The organism is Spiroplasma attinicola (assembly GCF_023509825.1).
GTDB lineage: Bacteria > Bacillota_I > Bacilli_A > Mycoplasmatales > VBWQ01 > Spiroplasma_D > Spiroplasma_D attinicola.
Window position 1 is genome coordinate 261,126 of record NZ_JAKQXY010000001.1, and the last position, 17,665, is coordinate 278,790.

Sequence of the window (17,665 nt, forward strand, 5' to 3'; positions counted from 1 at the left end):
ATGGTAAAAACATATCAAAAACCTTTTAGTAAACAATACAAAGAAATGAAAATTGCTGCTCCAATTGGAATTATTGGTGGATTATTATTAACTGTACCTGCTACTATTCAAATGACTGAGAAAATACCTAAAACTCCAAATATTTTTTCAATAGTTCTTGGCGCTTTTTTCCTATTTTATTCTTGCATCCTTTTTTCCTTATACTGAAAATGTGCTCAATATCAAAAAAATAATCAAACAATACCAAAATGATTTAGAATTACTGCTGGCTTATTTTTAATGCTTTATTTAACATTTTATCAACTTGATAAGAAAAAATACCGTTACTATCTTGTCTTAAAAGAATGACGGTTCTATGTGCTATTATGATTTTTTATTTGTGCTTTAACAACTCTGCTTAGCCTTTATCCTATTATTCATGATAATAAAAAAGTATTTTGATTATTAATAACTTTATCAATTGAAACTGTAGTTTTTATTATTAATTTGATTATCATGATTTTTATTTGAAAATATCAAGGAACTAAGAATAAGTTTTTAATATTATTAACAATAATTACTTTAAACTTTCGCAATTACCGTTTTTATAAAGAAATAATTGAATTTAATACAAAAGAAAAGAGCAACTAAAACTTAGTTGCTCTTTTTATCGATCACTTTCAATCAAAATAATAATTTGTAAAATAAATCTTAATACTTCATAAATCATTCTAATTAAATAATAAATAAATTTAATTTGAAAAATTCAACTAATAGCTTTAATTTCCTTTGGTTGCAATATTCCTTTTAAGTTTTCAGCAATCTCTTTTCTTGACTTAGCATAAAAGACTAATTGTGAAAGTGAAAAGGCAATTAAAAATATTGCTCCAATAATTGATAAAACAATCGCAATTGTATTAGAATTTGAACTAACAAAACCAGATCAATTAAGATAAGGTGCAAGAACAAAAATTAAAGCAAAGACCAATGGTATTAAAACAAAAATTAAAGTAAGTTTTCTTGTAAAATCTCATCAAAAACTATTAAAACGAGTACTTTTAGAACTACTAATTGCCCAAGTACTTTCCATTGCCATTGCTAAAGTATAAATTGAACTTCGATGATATGTTCAAGGCACTAATCGTAATGTTAAACTATTACCATTAATAATATAAGGATTTAAATAAAAATACCTTGATTCAACATTAATATTATTAATTGAGCCATCACCTTTATTCTTATATCTAATTCTTTTAGCATTAACTCCATATCGTTGTAAATATATTTGTGATAGTTGTCCACCAGTTAAATTAGCACTATTAGTACGATTAAATAAAGAATATTTAATTCACGTAACAAATCATATTATCGTGACAATCGCTAAAATTAGACCAATGAATCCAACAACAGAAGCAAAAGCTATTAATCCCGTACTTCAAGTTTCAGGATTACCCGAATCAAATCCAACTCCTAAGTAATTCATATTAACATCCTTTCTAGTTTTTGTTAAAAATTAATATCATAATTATATATCATAACAAGAAAAGAAAAAACAACTTTTTAAAATCAAAATATGATATCATTATTTCATTAAAATTAAATAAGGGAATAATTTATTAATGGGAGGGTAAAAATGCAATTTTCAGATATTTTTAAAAAATTTAATAATCGTCTAAAGATGAAGCAACACAATCAGTATTTAAAAAATAAAGAAAAATATCCTAATCACATGAAAACATGTAAACAATGTCAAAGAAGTTTAACTAGATAAATAAAAAACAGTTTTAAGGAGATACTTAAAACTGTTTTTTTGATAGAAAAATAAACAACCAATCATTATGTTTACTTTAATTATTATTTTTAACTATTCAACAACAAACAAGAAATTATAAACACTTTGTTGACCATCAACAAATTCATATTCAATGTCATAATTATCTTCAAGAATTTTAGTAAGATTAGCAATTTGTTCTTCAGTAGCAGTTTTACCTTTAAAAATTGTAATAATTTCTGTTGATTTTCATAAAATTTTATCAAATAATTTTTTCACTGTTACATTAAAATCTTCACTAGAAGCAAGAATTTTTAACTTTCGATTATTTTTACTTATTCCTGCAGTGATATAATGATTTTTTTTAATCTCAATATCATCAATTTCAACATTGCGGTCAGCAATTGAAAGATAACCATAATTAACATTATTAATTTCATTAGTCATAATACGACTATTTTCTTTGCCTGATAAACTACTATTAAAACTTAAAGCAGCACGCATCCCTTGAGCAATATTAACAGTTGGGATAATAAAAACCTTTGATTTCTTTTCCAACTTTTTTGCTTGTTCTGCAGTTAAAAGTAAGTTACTATCATTTGGTAAAATATAAACTACCTTAGCATCAACTGCCGCAATTGTTCTTAAAATATCATCAGTAGCAGGGTTTATTTTATTAGAATAAAAAATTGTTTCTGCTACATTTAATTGTTCTTTAAAAAAAGCATCAATACCTTTGCCAGGAACAAAAGCAATAACAGCATACGGATTTGCTAATTTTCTTGTTGCAATAATTGTTTGCGAATGTGCTTTAGCTTGTTCAGTCATATTATCAACTTTAACTGCTAAAAATTCTCCAAATTTTTGTAAATAATTTAAAATCTCTCCTGGTTGCAAAGTATGAACATGAACTTTAAGTAAATTTTGATCTTCAACAACAACTAAGGATTGACCTTTCATTTCTTCTAAATCACTTCGTGTTTTGCTTAAATCAAAATCAGGACTATCAATATGATTTAATTTAACAATCAATTCAGTACAATATCCAAATTCTTCATCATTATTAACTGAAAAATCAAATTTATTATTTTCTGGCGATAATTTCTTACTTATTGCAATTGGTTTATTATGTTTTAAACCATATACCATACCTTCAATAATATAAACTAAACCAGCACCACCAGAATCAACAACGCCAACTTTTTTTAAAATTGGTAATAATGTTGGAGTTAAAGTTAGTGAATCTTGCATTGCTTTCAATAATGCTTGAAAAATAACTAACGAATCTTTTTCATCTTTACATTCTTCATTAACTTTAGTAGCACCATCTTTGATAACAGTTAAAATTGTCCCTTCAACTGGTTTCATTACTGCTTTATATGCATACTCTTTAGCTTGCATTAATGCTTTCAAAATATATTGTGGTTTAAGAACTTTCATATCAGTATATTCTTTATTATGAACAAAATCATGAAAAAAGCCACGAAAAATTTGTGACAAAATTACACCAGAATTTCCTCTAGCGCCCATAATCAAACCACGAGAAAACTCTTTACCAAATTCTTTAAAAGTTGTAAAATCCTTGTTATCTAATCCTTTCACACCATTCATCATTGTCAAATTCATATTTGTTCCAGTATCACCATCAGGAACAGGAAAAACATTCAATTTATCAACTTCATAGTGATGATTATATAAATTATTAGCACCACTAATTAACATTGTTTTTAAGATCTTTAGATCAATTTTTTTCATTCTATTTTCACCTTTATAATCAATAATTTCTTAATTAATAAAATTTCAAAATAATTTATTTTTAATATCCTTTAAAACAATATACCTTTATTTTATTTTAAATTAATAATTTTTTCAAAAATTAACATTAAGAAAAAAGGATAATTGCTATTATTATTAAAACTTGTTTTTTTAAATAAGATAATTTTTTTAATTTATAATTTTCGTTTTCACTATTAAATCTAATTTTCTAAAAGAAATAAAATATTTGCTTTTATCATTGATTTTACTAATTTCAAATTGCTTTCAGACTATCTAAGTCATTTAATATTATACATTAAACTGCATAATATTAACATAATAACTTTAATTAATTGAAAAATAATATGATAAAAAAATAAAAAAACCTACTATTTTATTTTTAGTAGGATTTCTAATTCATTTAAAATTTATTTTCAAAATCATCAAATTCTTCTTGCGAATCTGATAACTCCTCAATCTGATAATCAGAATCAATTGATTGAGAATTTTCTAAAATTACTTCGCCAGTTCTAATCGAATTTTTACTTTCTGTTTGAGTTTTAATATGATTTAATTGTTGTGTTAAAGGATTAACTATTTGTTTAATTGCTAAATATAAATCTTCATGCTTCACTTCGCATTGCAAGTGTTTATTAAATGGAATATTAATATTAACAGAAACTTTATATAAGTTTTCAGAATAACTACGAATTTCAACTTTAGCTCGTGTATTAGGTTGAATATATTTTTTAAATTTTTCTAGTCTACTTAAACTAGTTTCAACTGATTTATTAATTGCTGGAGTAATTTCCATATTTTTACCATGGATAGTTATAATCATAATTTCCCCTACTTTCTTTTAATCATTTTGTATATTTATTTTGCCATGAAAAAAATAATTTTTCAAAAAAATAATAATTATGTAAAATCACGACTATTAAAAATATATCAACTTGTCCCAAGCAATGCAAAACCAATTAATAAATAAACAACAAGTAAAATTGGAAAACTAAGAATCTTACTATTTCCAGAACTATCATTAACTTGATATTTAGTCGCTGGGTCACTGCTAACTTCTTTAAATGAAATTAAATAAGGATCATTGTAGCCAATATAAGTAGCATCATCAACATATAAACTATGAGTATCATTTCAAGTACCTACTCACAAGTAATAAAAATGATAAAAAATATTAAAATATCGTAACATTCGTTTTTGAAAAATTTTTGTTTTAATACTATTTACATCTAATTGTGAAAAGTGAAGATTAATATCATGATACAGATTATAAAAACTATAATTAACAACATTAGTTCCATTATCAATAATAATTATTGTTGATCCATTTCCTATACCAACTTGAATTGAAGTCATCAATTCTTCATAACTTTGTTGCTTTCATTGGCGAAAAACATTAGAAACTTTAACAATATGACTAATTAAAGTAACATCATCTGCTGAATAGTTTGAATAATTACTAGGATTTTTAATAATATCATTTAAAACTGTTTGTTCTTTTGCAGGATCATAAAAAGTTGGATAATCAACATCAGTAATATTTTCGTTATAAATTCTCTCCAACATATCTTTAATCGTACTTCGATAATCACTTCCGGTTAATTGCGTTTTTACCCAACTAATCTCAGTAGTATCTAATTGATCTTCAAGATTATGTAAAACTGCCACAGCATGAGAAGCATTAAAGTAGTTATCTGAAATCGGAATTAAAAATTCTAATGTTTGTGAAAAAATACCAATTAAAGCAGCGAACCCAACTGAAATAGCAATTGTTGCTTTACTATTAAGAACTAAAGATAATAATAAAATAATTGAAGAAATGATTAAATCAAAAAGTAAAGCAATTCCAAATAAAATTCCCATATAAGGTACAAGTGCACCATAAATTGTCGCATTACCAATTTTAGGAATTAAAAGAAACAAACCTGAGACTAAAATTGTTAAAAATACATACAAAATTAAAGTAACTTGAAAAGATAATCATTTTTCTCTTCAAATTTTATTTCTGCTAATTGGTTTTGAAACTAAAATTAACAAAGTCCCATCATCAATTTCATCACGAAAAATTTGTGTTGCTTTAACACCAATGAAAATGATTAAAGTAAAACTAATAAAAGTACTAAAAGTAAATATCTTTCATGTGCTTAACATAGTCGATAAAACTAAATTTTTAGTTCAAGAAATTTTAATTGGAGCTTGAGCATTTGCTAAAACAAAGGGTAAACTTCAACTTAAAGCTAAAATTACAATACTAAGAAATAAGACAACTCAAGTTGAAGGGGAAATAAAAATTTTTTTAGTTGTATAACGAAATATTGGCATTTCCTTACTTACCTTTCTCTTTCTTTTGGTACTGGCCGATTTTCCATGACAATTTTTTCATACATTTCTTGTAAATCAACAATATATGGTTTTAAAAATGTAATAGTAATTTTTTCTTTTAAAGCTAGTGTCATAATTTTATTAAGATCTATGTCAGTTCTTTCACTAATTTTAACTAATAAATATTCTTCATCAGTTTCAACATGAAACTTCGCTGCTATTAAAATTTTCTTAAACTTTTTATTATCATTAGTACTAACTTGATATTTAGAATCACTTTGATTAACTGGTCCTTGAAAGACAACTTTACTATAATTTAAAATTGTAATTTCATCTGCTAATGTTTGTAGCTCTGACAAAATATGAGAAGAAATAAATACTGATTTACCTTGTTCGCGTAATTTTCTTAATTCATTAAATAATTCTGTTCGCGCAGTAGGATCTAAATTCGCCGCTGGTTCATCTAAAATTAAAACATCAGGATCATTTAATAATGATTGTGCCAATAAAACTTTCTTTTTCATTCCTGAAGAATAGGCATTGGGATTATGTTTTCTTTTTTCTCATAAACCTAAATCTTTTAAAATATTTTCAGCTCTAAGTTTAGCATCTTTGACACTTATACCACTAATTTGAGCCATAGAAATTAAGTAATCATAAGCCGAAATTTTTCTTGGAAATCTTGCTGCTTCTGGAATATAACCAATATGTTTCTTAGCACCAACAGTTCAAGAATCTTGACCATGAATTAATAATTGACCACTAGTTGGAACCATGGCACTAATTAAACATTTAATTGTTGTCGTTTTACCTGAACCATTAGGACCAATAAAACCATGAATAGTGCCTTTTTTTACTTTAATTGTCGCATTATCAACAGCTTTAAATTTTCTAAATTGCTTCGTAAAATCTTTAATATAAATTGCATAATCAGCATACTCTTGATTAATTTTGTTTCCTTTATGAATATTAAAAATTCGATTAAGTCGTGATTTAAAAGAAACTTTATTTGATTTTGATAATTCTTTTTTTTGAACTTCTAGATGCTGTTTATTATCTTCATTAGTATCTTCAATTTTAAAAATTTGATTTTGATGAGCAAAATTAATCTTTTGAACCATTAATTCTATCCTTTCTCGTATCCTTATATATTCATTTTACTTTTTTATATAAAAAAAATAAACTTTTTAAAAGTTTATTTTAAGAAAATATTTATTTTAATGGTGGGACTGATTGGACTTGAACCAACGACCTCACGCTTATCAAGCGTGCGCTCTAACCAGCTGAGCTACAATCCCAAAAAAGCAACAAAATAATTATATATGTAATATTTTTTTATTGCAATATTTAATTGAAAATAAAAAAAGAGTTTTTTGATAAAACCCTTTTAACGTTTTGAGAATTGCGGTGCTTTTCTAGCTGCTTTTAAACCATATTTTTTACGTTCTTTAATTCTAGCATCTCTAGTCAATAAACCATTAGCACGTAATAGTTCCTTATATTCTTTTGATACTTTAACTAAAGTTTTAGCAATTGCTAAACGAGCTGCTCCTGCTTGACCTGATTTTCCGCCACCATCAACATTAATTCTAACATCAAATTTTGTTAAAGTATTAGTTACTTGTAAAGGTAATAACATATCTTTAACTAATAATTCTTGAGCAAAAAATTTCATTGGTTCAGTACCATTAACTAAAACACTACCTTTATCATTAGTATTTGTTATATGTACTCGAGCAATTGAACTTTTTCTACCACCAGAACTACTGTAACTAGTAATTTTATTAGTCATTGTCATTACTCCTTATTAATCTTTTAATACTCAAACTTCAGGATTTTGAGCTTGATGTTGATGTTGATCAGAATTATAAACATGTAAATGAGTAAATTGTTTACGTCCTAAAGTTGTGTTTGGTAACATTCCTTTAATAGCAATTTCAACTACTTCAGCAGCATTTTTATTTAACATGTCTTGCGCTTTACGAACTCTTAACCCACCTGGATATTGTGAGTGGTTGTAATACTTCTTATCTTGCAGCTTTTTGCCTGTTAATTTGATTTTGTTAGCATTAATAATGATAACAGAATCACCACAGTCAATATATGGTGTAAAAATTGCTTTATCTTTACCACGCAATTTTTTAGCAACTTCTGTTGCTAAACGTCCCAAAACAAGTCCACTAGCATCAATAACATATCATTTCTTTTCAATGTTATTGAATTTCATTGTTGTTTGACGCATATTTTTCTCCTTGCATTTGTAACTTTACCGGGGCTACAATTGCTTAAAGCATTAATAATTATATATAATATTAACAATTTAAGCAAGTATAAGTGAATTTAATTTTAATTATTTTATTTTTAAAGTATCAATTAATGTCAAACTTTTTTTATAATGATTAGGATAACCACTTAACGAAAATTTTGAATAATGAAATAAAGAATTACAAGCTCATAAAAAATATGAATAACAAATAAAATCTACTAATTCATTTCCCAATATTGACTCACGTTTTTTGTTGACTTTATTAGTTATTAATACTTTTTTAAATAATCATAAATCTTTTTTTTGAATTAATTCATTAATGAATTTAACTATTTTTTTGTCATTCTTTTTTTGCGTTGTTTCAATAACTAAAACTAGTTTTTGACGACGATTTTTTCTCTTAATATTTCTTTGAATTTTCATTAATAAATTATGAAAAAGAACTTCTTTTCAATTAGTTTTTTCATCATATTGATAATTTGGATTATCTAGTAAAACTTCACGATTGCATGAAATAGAAAAAGTAATTAATCGATGAACTCTAATTAATTTATAAATTTTATTTTCCAATAAATAAACTTGTTCCAATGATAAATTATTTTCTTTTCTAAATAAATCATTTCTTAAATCAGTTCTATGTAAAGTAATTAACTCAGGATTTTGATTAGGAAAAAAATCTTTTTTTATATCATTCATCTCTTTTTCTAAAAAACCATATTGTTTAACTGACTTAATAACGAGAGCAGTTAATGTATAAGTTTTAATTTCATTTGAAACTTTACCATTTTGTTGAATATCCATTGTTATATGTTCAAAAAGTTTATTATTAGGATTACCCGATTCATCAATAAAAATATAAACGGTATTTGAATCTAAATTACCTTGAAAATATTTAATTTCATCATCATTAATCATATTTTAAACTCCTTACGCAAATTTTCTTATTTAAAGATATCACAAATTTAAACAAAATAAAACAGCAATGTTGTAATATAATCACATTGCTGAGTGGCCACGATATGGCAAACATCCCTCTCGTGAGGCTAATGGTGTATACGACGAATTTAAGCTATACACTTAAGTAAAGTTTACTACAATTTAAACAAATTTCAAGCGATAATATTTAAATTGCGAAATTAACAGAAAAAACAAAAAGTAGCGACGCGATAATAGCAAAATTCAAAAACAAAAATATCTATTCTTTAATAACTACTTTTCTCAATTCTTTCATCTGATTTAATAACTTTATCAGCAATTGCTGATAAAGCAACTTTTAAATTTTCTTTAATAATCTGACAAGAATGATTAAACTTCAATTGTTCTTCATTTGTTAATGGTAATTGAACAACTTCTTTTCAACCATTTTGATTTAAAATTACTGGAACACCAATATAAAAACCTTGATTATCGTATTCACCATTAAGATAAGCACCAGCAATTGACATTGTGTCTTGATTTTTCATTATCATTTTAATCAAAAAAGTTAGTCCAGCAGCAATACCATAAAAAGTTGCATTTTTTAGTTTTATTATTTCTCCAGCTCTTGTTTTTACTGCTTGTTCAAGTAACTCTAATTCTTCTTTTGTCATAACTTCCAAAATAGATTGATTAGCAACAATAACATTACTTCACGGAATAAAAGCAGAATCACCATGTTCTGCAAGGACATAACCAAAAATTGATTCAGGATTAATTTCTAATTTTTGCCCAAGTAAATATTTTAATCTCAAAGTATCAAGAATTGTTCCTGCTCCTAAAACTTTATGAACATCAAAACCAGTAACTTTTTGATAAACTGCTGTCATAACATCAACAGGATTTGAAGCAATCAAAGTAATACCTTTAAAACCTGATAAGTTTATTTCTAAAGCAATATCACTAATTATCTTTGCATTATCACTAACCATATCTAATCGCGTTTCGCCAACTTTTCTTGGTCTGCCAGCAGTAATAACAATTAAATCAGCATCGTGACAATCTTGAAAATCTCCAACTTTAATTGCCGTGAAAGGGTATTCCAATGATGCTTGAACATCGCCAAGATCAAGAGCATTACCTTCAGCTAAATTTTTAAACTTATCAATCAAAATATATTCTTCTGCTAAACCTTGATTAATTGCACTATAAATAAAACTACTACCAACTGCACCACACCCAACTAAAACAATTTTTTTCATCTTTATTTCCTTCCCAATATTTTTTTACTTTTAATAAAAACTTTTTAACTTTATTTAATATCAAATATTTGAATTATAACTTTATTAATATATGAAAGTAATAAATCTAGCGGATGATTTTTCGTTCTTGCACATAATTTGGCCGAATTTGAACATAAATAACATTTTTTTAATGGATAATTTAGTTCGCTTCGAGAAATTTTATGATTTTTTTCATCATTAATAACTGCACAATAATCAATTTGATCATTGATTACCAATGCTTCTTGTTTTAAGAAATCTTGAACTTTTTTCATTATTTCTTTATTTTCAATATCTATTTCTTCAATTAAAAACCCATTAATCAAACTACCGCCCCATTTACAACCAAAATAGATAGTTTATTTACTTCTTAAATAAAAGATTATCACAAGTTTTTAAATAAAAAAATAAAAATCTTAATAAATAACTCAAAGTTAAAGTTATTAATTTATTTTTGCACTTTGCTTAAATACTATTAAAGATTTATCTGTTGCTTTTTCTTTCCATCTCAAAAAAGTAAAAAATATTAAACCATAACCAATAAAACTATCTAATGCCATCGTACTCCCAAAAATTAAAACAATTGCATCTAAACTTAAACTTTTATCAGCAATCTGTCAATAAATAATTACTGGTACATAAACTAATATATTGACAATTAAACTTTGAATTAACAAGTTAATTGTTTTACCTGATCCATAGAAAAATGAATCAGCAGTTGCAGAAGTAGCATATAAAATATAAAAGCCAATAACGATTTTAGCAATTTTTCATGATAACAAAGTCGTAGTTTGATTATTACTCATGAAAAAAGCCATAGGTTTTCATAATGGTAAAAAAATACTCATCATTAGTAAAAAAACGAAAAGGGAAATCAATTGATATTGAAAAAATAAAATTATTGATTCACTTTTATTTTTTAATGTTTTAGCTGTTTGCGATTTATGAACATCCGATAATGTTATTAAAGGAATTAACATTCAATTTCAAATAATAGCATTAGCAATATAATAAGCTTGTGAGCCATCAATATTATTCATTAATTTTGCAAAAACAAATAAATAAAAAACATTTCGAACAAAAGAATCTAAAAAACTCCACAATGAAGTTGATAAAACATTCTTTGGCTTAACATAATTTTTATTATTAAAAAAAATTTTAAAACCAAAAATTTTTATAACTAAAACTAAAGCAATAATAAAAACAATAAAATTAGCTAACAAAGAACTGACACCAACTAATGATAACTTTGGAGTTATGACTAAATTAGTAGAAAAAATATAATCACAAAAAATCCCAATTGAAATTTTCACTATTGCTAAAATTAATGTATAAATATATTTTTGAAATAAAACTAATACTGTTGTACAAATTAACAATAAAACTTCTGGTAACTTTGATCACAATTGCAAAACAAAAAATGATAAATTTTCAACATGACTATCATTATTCAAAAAGAGAACAAATTTATTAGAAAATATTGAAGTTAAAATTAAAGATAATGTGTATATTATTGCTACTAAAATAAAAGCAGTTTTAATTTTTCCCATTATTTCATTTTTATTTTTCATTGATGTACCAAATCATCAAAACAAAGGTAAAATCATTCCTTCTTGCAACATCTCCAATAGGGTTTCAAGATATGTTCATTGGGCATAAGTTTCAACACTAAAATCAATATAATTGGCAATAATATGAGTTCTTAATAAATTTCAAATTGCTGGTAAAATTGTGAAAAGAAAAACACAAAAATACATTAAATAATCAATTTTATTAATTCGAAGAATAGTTTTAAAATTACTTTGTAATGTTTTTTTACTAATTTTTAACTGTGATAACATAAAATAACCCTAATCTTTAAATTATTTGAATGACAAAATTCAAATCAAATAATAAATAATAAAGTTATTATAAGTTACAAATCAATAAATTAAAATAATAAAATTACCTAATTATTAATATTTGACAAATAAATACACATTTAATATAATTAATTAGCAAATCACAAAAGCAGCAAATAAATATTATTAAGTTTAAAATAGTTTTTCACAACTTCTTGGTCTATTTTATAAAGTAACCTGAGCTGTTCAGGCGAAAGAAAAACTCTCTTAATAAGGATTTATTAACTTCTTTGTGTTTGTTCACTTAATTGCTTACATAAGGAGGTTTTTTTATGGCAAGATATACAGGACCAATGTTTAAAAAATCAAGAAGATTAAGTTTTTCGGTTTTAGAATCAGGTAAAGAATTTACTAAAGGAAAAAAGAGAAGTTATCCACCTGGTCAACACGGAACAAAAAAAATTAAACTTTCAACTTACGGACAACAACTACAAGAAAAGCAAAAAATTCGTTTTGCTTATGGAATTAATGCCCGTCAATTAAAAAACTTATTCAACAAAGCAAAATTACAACATGGTGTTACAGGGACAAATTTATTAATTCTTTTAGAATCAAGATTAGATAATATTATTTTCCGTTTTGGACTAACAACAACTAGAAATGCGTCTCGTCAATTAGTAAACCATGGTCATGTTTTAGTTAATGGTAAGAAGATTAATATTCCTTCATATCTAGTAAAAGTTGGTGACACAATTACAATTGATGAAAAATCAAAGAAAAATGTTAAGATTTTAGAATCATTACAAATTAACGCATCAACATTACCATTTGTTGAATTTGATAAAAAAACATTTACAGGTAAATATTTAAGAACACCATTAAGAGAAGAATTAAATTCTGATCTACAAGAAGCTTTAGTAATTGAATCATATGGTCGTGCTTAATCAAAATAAAAATCATTGTTAAACTAACAATGATTTTTTTCATTAATTAACCTTAATTATTGTTTAAATCAATAGGCGATTAACTTTTTCATAGGGCCACGAGTTATTAAAGTTAATATATTTTTAACACGATATTTTTAAATCAACGACCAATTGTCATTAAAGAGATATTTGTCTTAGGTATAGTGTCTTGGATATCACGATACCTTTTGCCGTCATCTAAAATTAATTACCTGATTGTAAATAATTGGCAAGAAGATGTTACATGATGCTTTAGATTCAATTTTTTATTATACTTATCCTTACCGAAATTTAATTGCCAATAAAAACATTGATCTAGCAAAAAATCGCTTTTATTAGGAGCATAATTAACCAAGAAAAATTAAAATCAATACTGAAACAAAAAAACGGCATATACGCCGTTTTATGCGTTAATTTTCGGGTCTTTATAAAAGACCTGGTTTATAGTATTATTTTTTTGAAAGAAAGAACAAAAGGAGAGTATACGATAATGGAATATACAGAAGAAAAAAAATAGTAGAAGAATACTTAGAATCTGAATCAAAAAGAAAAATTTTAGTTAAACCGCTTAACAAATTAATTTTAGCATTAGCTTTAACAGGTGCAGTTACTGGTTCAATTTCATTAATTATAGGTAGTGTTGCTGTTCATAATGATGGATTAAATTATTATTTAAAACCTTCAAGAGAAGCTGTTTGAGGGAAAGGTACTATTTGAGTAAGTTTGAATGGTGCTGGTTTTTACTTTGCTAAACATGGCTATAAAGATGATATAAAATGAGACGGAACTTATCCAAAAGGGTATTTTAATGATTAAATTTCAATTTTGATTAATGATATTTTTTCGTTTTGTGAAAATAAATTAAGATTATTAATTGGGATTTCTTTTTTATCACCAGTTAATAACGATAAATCATAATTACCATTGCCAAAAATGCCACTGATTTCAATTCCTGTAATTGCATCAAGTGGTTTTTCATTATTCAAAATCAATTCGTTACTGATAATATCTTTAAAGATTTGGACGAATACCTATGAAAAAGTTATTCGTCCTAAATTATTGAAATAATTTTTTTAATCTAACTTACTTAAAATATAAACAGCAACAATAAAACCATCAGTACTTTGAACACCAATTGCTTCGTAAATTCGAAATCCAGTATTTCCATTATTTTCTAATGCTAAAACATTAGGTAATAATCCAATAAGTGAACTATGAAGATATCGTTCAAGATCAACATTTTTATTATTTAGATGAAGATACTCTTTATAAGTAATATTACTATGAGCATCACCACTTCATGTATAAGCAATTTTATAAATTTTATTAACTTGTAAATTTCCAATAACATTAACATTTCTTGTTTTTGCACCAGTAATATTAATTGGCTTTCAATAATAACCTTTATTAATTTGTCTTTGTAAATTTTCATTTTGACTATCAACATAATATTTAGTTACATCTGGTGTTTTAATTGTTAAATCACCTTGACCTAAAATATCATGACCATTAATTGTTTTAATATTTTGATTGTTGCCATTATTAACTAAAGTATTTTGTTTTATTGATAGTTGATCATTAAGATAATCTTTGTTTATTTTGGCTGTTACTAATTCATTAATAGCTCCAACAATAGTTTTGCTTGTAGTATTCAATGTGTTGTCGATAATGTTTTGTTTTAGGGCACCTTGTGAGTCAACATAAGTTATGTTAGCTTTTGTACTGATTGAGTTTGTGATTGTTATGCCTTGTTGATCAACATATCTTTTACTTGTTAGTGTTTCATCATTAGCAGCAGTTCAGTCTAAATCAGTTGCTTTGTATTGGACAAAGTTGTTATCTTCATTGTCATAGATTTCAATATTGTCATCTAAATTTGTACTCCCATCATTAATAATGACATCACCTACGCCTAAAATTGATTGACTATTAATTGTTTTGATATTTTGATTATCGCCACTGTCTATTAGAGTGTCTTGTTTTGTATTGATTGACATTAAATTTTCATTGATGGCACCAACAATATTTTTGTTTGTAGTAGTTAAAGTATTATCAGTTTTATCTTGCTTATTGTTAATTTGATTAGTTAACACTCCATCATTTTCAGCACGAATACCCGCTTCAATATTCAATTCTGTTTTAGTAGCATATTCAATGTCAGTAATAATTGCCTGACTTAAATCTGCTTGTTGATTTTGATTATTATTCATAATAAACTCCTTTTGATAAAAAAACTTTATTTTCTATTGGTTAACCATAAAAAATTATCTCAACGGTTTTTATATTTGACATATTTTTTTAACAAAAAAAGTCATTATTAAATAATTTAATAATGACTTTTTTATTATTTTTTATTGATGAAAAACTAAATAATAATTTCTTTTTCCTTTTTTAATTAAAGTTATTTGTTGATTAATCGCTGCTTTCTTACTAATAATAAGATTTTCATCAGTAATTTTTTGACCATTAACAACTATTGCTTGATCATGAATTAATTCACGAACTTGTCGTTTTGAATTACAAATTTTATGATTAACTAAAATTGCTATTAAAGTTTCATCACTAGTTTGTTTAATTGTTGGAACATCTTTAAAAATTGATAAGATTTCTGATGTTGTTAATTGATGAATTTCATTATTAAATAACGCATTGGTAATTTTTAAAGCCTTAAAATAACCAGGTAATTGATGAACAAAAATTGTTATCGTTGCTGCTAAAACTTTTTGACCAATTCTCAAGGTTGGATTTTTGCGATGTAATTGACTAATAAAAGCAATTTGTTTTTGATCAAAAAAAGTTAAACTAGCGAATAATTTTTCTAAATCTTTATCTTCTTGATTAAATAAGAATTGATACAATTCGTATGTTGAAGTTTTTGCTTCTGATAAAAAGATTGCTCCTTTTTCACTTTTCCCAAACTTCTCACCATTTGATTTTGTTAACAAATTAATTGTTAAACCAGCAGCTTGCGACTCAGCACCAATTTTGCGATGAATTAAATCAAGACCAGCAGTAATATTACCTCACTGATCGCTACCACCTGATTGTAAATAACAATTTTCTTTTGTATATAAATGGTAAAAATCATATCCTTGTAAAACCATATAAGAAAATTCAGTATAAGAAATTCCAGTTTCTAATCTTTTTGACACCATTTCTTTGCTAAGCATTTGATTAATATTAAAATCTTTAGCAACATCACGCAAAAAATCAAAAAGTTTAAAGTTTGATAGTCAATCACTATTATTTAAAATTTTAATATCCTTAACTTTTGTTGATTTAGTTTGTCCTCAAGCTAATTGGCAAAATTCTTTTCAAGCTGCAATTCAAGTGTTCAAGTATTTTAATAATTGATGAAAATTTAAATCAGCTAACTTTGCTTGTTGTTTTAAATAATTAACATTTAAGTTCAATCCTTGATAAAGTTCAGTTAACTCTTGTTCTGACAAATTTAATTCTTGCAATGGTAAAGGCAATTCTTTTAAAATTGTGATTAAAGAATCTTTATATTGGGCATTAGGATTAATACTTTTAAAAACCATTTCTAAATGTTGATAATCATGATTATTTAAAATTTTAAAATCACGAATTAAATCTAAAGGATTCAAATCACTAAACTCTTGTTGATTAATTAAACTACTTAATTGTTTACTAATACCTTTAATATTATTTTTTAATTGTTCCTGTGATAATAAGTTTCGTTCTTGACTCTTACCACTTGGATCACCAATCATCGCAGTAGCACCACCAATAACAGCAAGTGATTGAAAACCAAATAAAGCAAATCTTCTTAATAACAAAATTTGAATTAAATTTCCTAAATGCAAAGAATCATTAGTTGGATCAAACCCACAATAAATTGCTTTTTGTAATTTTTGCGCAGTTAAAACTTTCTCCGAATTACTAATATCTTTAATTATTTTTCGTCAACTTAATTCATCAATAATATTATTTGTCATCATTACTCCAGTTCTTAGATTTTTTTAATTAGAGAAAATGTCATCAACAACTTCTAAAACTGAATTACTCATTGTTTCTGTATAATTAGCAGTAAAATCAGAAATAATTGATAAATCATCAGTTGTTTTTTCTAAGCTATCACGAAAATTTAAATAATTAGAAGGTAGAGCAGCTTGTAATTCTTTAGCTTCTTTTTCTTTTTGATATTGTTTTAAAACATCAGTATTTGTTTTAGAACTTGCTTCATATGCTTTTACTTTTGCGATTTTATTTTTTGCTTCTAATTCTTCTTCAATTTGTTTTTCTAAATAATTAGTTTCTTTGATATCTTGAGTAACATGAGGAACTAAATTTTTATTTTCAACAACACGATCTTTATATTCATGACCAAAAATAGGTGAAATAATTTCATCTAAAAGATAATTATCTTTTTTATCTTTATCATTATCCACTTGAATCACCTCTTTAAAGTTAGACTAATCTATTTAATTATAACACTTTAACACTTTCTCTTAGTGAGAAATTAACAATTAATAAAAAAATGCCTTGGCTTTTTTCCGCTTTGACATTCTTTTTATATCATAAAAAAT

18 protein-coding genes and 1 tRNA gene are annotated in these 17,665 nt (G+C 25.2%); 3 read left to right on the top strand and 16 right to left on the bottom strand.

The annotated features are described in order from the left end of the window. Positions 1–630 carry a hypothetical protein gene (locus LT335_RS01270; protein ID WP_249728037.1) on the top strand — a complete coding sequence of 210 codons (630 nt, stop codon included), beginning with the start codon at positions 1–3 and terminating at the stop codon, positions 628–630. 16 nt (positions 631–646) lie between these two features. Here the strand turns inward: LT335_RS01270 and LT335_RS01275 are convergent, their stop codons facing one another. Further along, the gene (locus LT335_RS01275) at positions 647–1,462 is read right to left on the bottom strand and encodes a hypothetical protein (RefSeq protein WP_249728039.1); all 816 of its coding nucleotides are present in this window, start codon (positions 1,460–1,462) and stop codon (positions 647–649) included. Positions 1,463–1,612: 150 nt separating this feature from the next. Between LT335_RS01275 and LT335_RS01280 the strand changes: the two genes are divergently transcribed. Beyond that, positions 1,613–1,750, top strand: a complete 138-nt coding sequence (locus tag LT335_RS01280) for a hypothetical protein (RefSeq protein ID WP_249728040.1) — start codon at positions 1,613–1,615, stop codon at positions 1,748–1,750. A 93-nt stretch (positions 1,751–1,843) separates the two neighbouring features. Here LT335_RS01280 and fakA read toward each other — a convergent pair whose 3' ends face one another. The 11 genes from fakA to LT335_RS01335 form a co-directional block, all read right to left on the bottom strand. Then, entirely contained in the window at positions 1,844–3,505 is a 1,662-nt protein-coding gene (gene fakA, locus LT335_RS01285) for a fatty acid kinase ATP-binding subunit FakA (protein ID WP_249728042.1), read from the bottom strand. Between the two features lie 421 nt (positions 3,506–3,926). Beyond that, positions 3,927–4,346 (bottom strand): ribosome hibernation-promoting factor, HPF/YfiA family, encoded by a 420-nt coding sequence (hpf, locus tag LT335_RS01290; protein WP_249728043.1) that lies wholly within the window; start codon positions 4,344–4,346, stop codon positions 3,927–3,929. Between the two features lie 77 nt (positions 4,347–4,423). Further along, a complete protein-coding gene (locus tag LT335_RS01295; protein WP_249728045.1) occupies positions 4,424–5,845 on the bottom strand; it encodes an ABC transporter permease in 1,422 nt (473 codons plus the stop codon). 8 nt (positions 5,846–5,853) lie between these two features. Continuing rightward, positions 5,854–6,966, bottom strand: a complete 1,113-nt coding sequence (locus LT335_RS01300; protein ID WP_249728047.1) for an ABC transporter ATP-binding protein — start codon at positions 6,964–6,966, stop codon at positions 5,854–5,856. Positions 6,967–7,066: 100 nt separating this feature from the next. Continuing rightward, positions 7,067–7,143 (bottom strand) — tRNA-Ile (locus LT335_RS01305). Between the two features lie 89 nt (positions 7,144–7,232). Beyond that, entirely contained in the window at positions 7,233–7,637 is a 405-nt protein-coding gene (rpsI, locus tag LT335_RS01310) for a 30S ribosomal protein S9 (protein ID WP_249728049.1), read from the bottom strand. A gap of 15 nt (positions 7,638–7,652) precedes the next feature. Beyond that, entirely contained in the window at positions 7,653–8,087 is a 435-nt protein-coding gene (gene rplM, locus LT335_RS01315) for a 50S ribosomal protein L13 (RefSeq protein ID WP_249728051.1), read from the bottom strand. A gap of 108 nt (positions 8,088–8,195) precedes the next feature. Next, on the bottom strand, positions 8,196–9,026 hold the full coding sequence (locus tag LT335_RS01320) for a DUF3800 domain-containing protein (protein ID WP_249728052.1): 831 nt from the start codon (positions 9,024–9,026) through the stop codon (positions 8,196–8,198). Positions 9,027–9,313: 287 nt separating this feature from the next. Then, the gene (locus LT335_RS01325; RefSeq protein ID WP_249728054.1) at positions 9,314–10,288 is read right to left on the bottom strand and encodes an L-lactate dehydrogenase; all 975 of its coding nucleotides are present in this window, start codon (positions 10,286–10,288) and stop codon (positions 9,314–9,316) included. A 50-nt stretch (positions 10,289–10,338) separates the two neighbouring features. Continuing rightward, a complete protein-coding gene (locus tag LT335_RS01330) occupies positions 10,339–10,635 on the bottom strand; it encodes a citrate lyase holo-[acyl-carrier protein] synthase (RefSeq protein ID WP_249728056.1) in 297 nt (98 codons plus the stop codon). A 117-nt stretch (positions 10,636–10,752) separates the two neighbouring features. Further along, positions 10,753–12,150 carry a hypothetical protein gene (locus LT335_RS01335; protein WP_249728058.1) on the bottom strand — a complete coding sequence of 466 codons (1,398 nt, stop codon included), beginning with the start codon at positions 12,148–12,150 and terminating at the stop codon, positions 10,753–10,755. Positions 12,151–12,482: 332 nt separating this feature from the next. On the opposite strand from LT335_RS01335, the gene rpsD reads away from it, so the two are divergent. Next, entirely contained in the window at positions 12,483–13,094 is a 612-nt protein-coding gene (rpsD, locus tag LT335_RS01340; protein WP_249728060.1) for a 30S ribosomal protein S4, read from the top strand. An 833-nt stretch (positions 13,095–13,927) separates the two neighbouring features. Here the strand turns inward: rpsD and LT335_RS01345 are convergent. The 4 genes from LT335_RS01345 to LT335_RS01360 all read right to left on the bottom strand — a co-directional run bounded on the left by LT335_RS01345 (position 13,928) and on the right by LT335_RS01360 (position 17,527). Next, the gene (locus tag LT335_RS01345; protein ID WP_249728061.1) at positions 13,928–14,101 is read right to left on the bottom strand and encodes a hypothetical protein; all 174 of its coding nucleotides are present in this window, start codon (positions 14,099–14,101) and stop codon (positions 13,928–13,930) included. A gap of 87 nt (positions 14,102–14,188) precedes the next feature. Continuing rightward, positions 14,189–15,325, bottom strand: a complete 1,137-nt coding sequence (locus LT335_RS01350; RefSeq protein WP_249728064.1) for a hypothetical protein — start codon at positions 15,323–15,325, stop codon at positions 14,189–14,191. Between the two features lie 141 nt (positions 15,326–15,466). Then, positions 15,467–17,077, bottom strand: a complete 1,611-nt coding sequence (tyrS, locus tag LT335_RS04485) for a tyrosine--tRNA ligase (RefSeq protein WP_249728065.1) — start codon at positions 17,075–17,077, stop codon at positions 15,467–15,469. Positions 17,078–17,098: 21 nt separating this feature from the next. Beyond that, on the bottom strand, positions 17,099–17,527 hold the full coding sequence (locus LT335_RS01360; protein ID WP_249728067.1) for a hypothetical protein: 429 nt from the start codon (positions 17,525–17,527) through the stop codon (positions 17,099–17,101). Positions 17,528–17,665 lie beyond the last annotated feature (138 nt).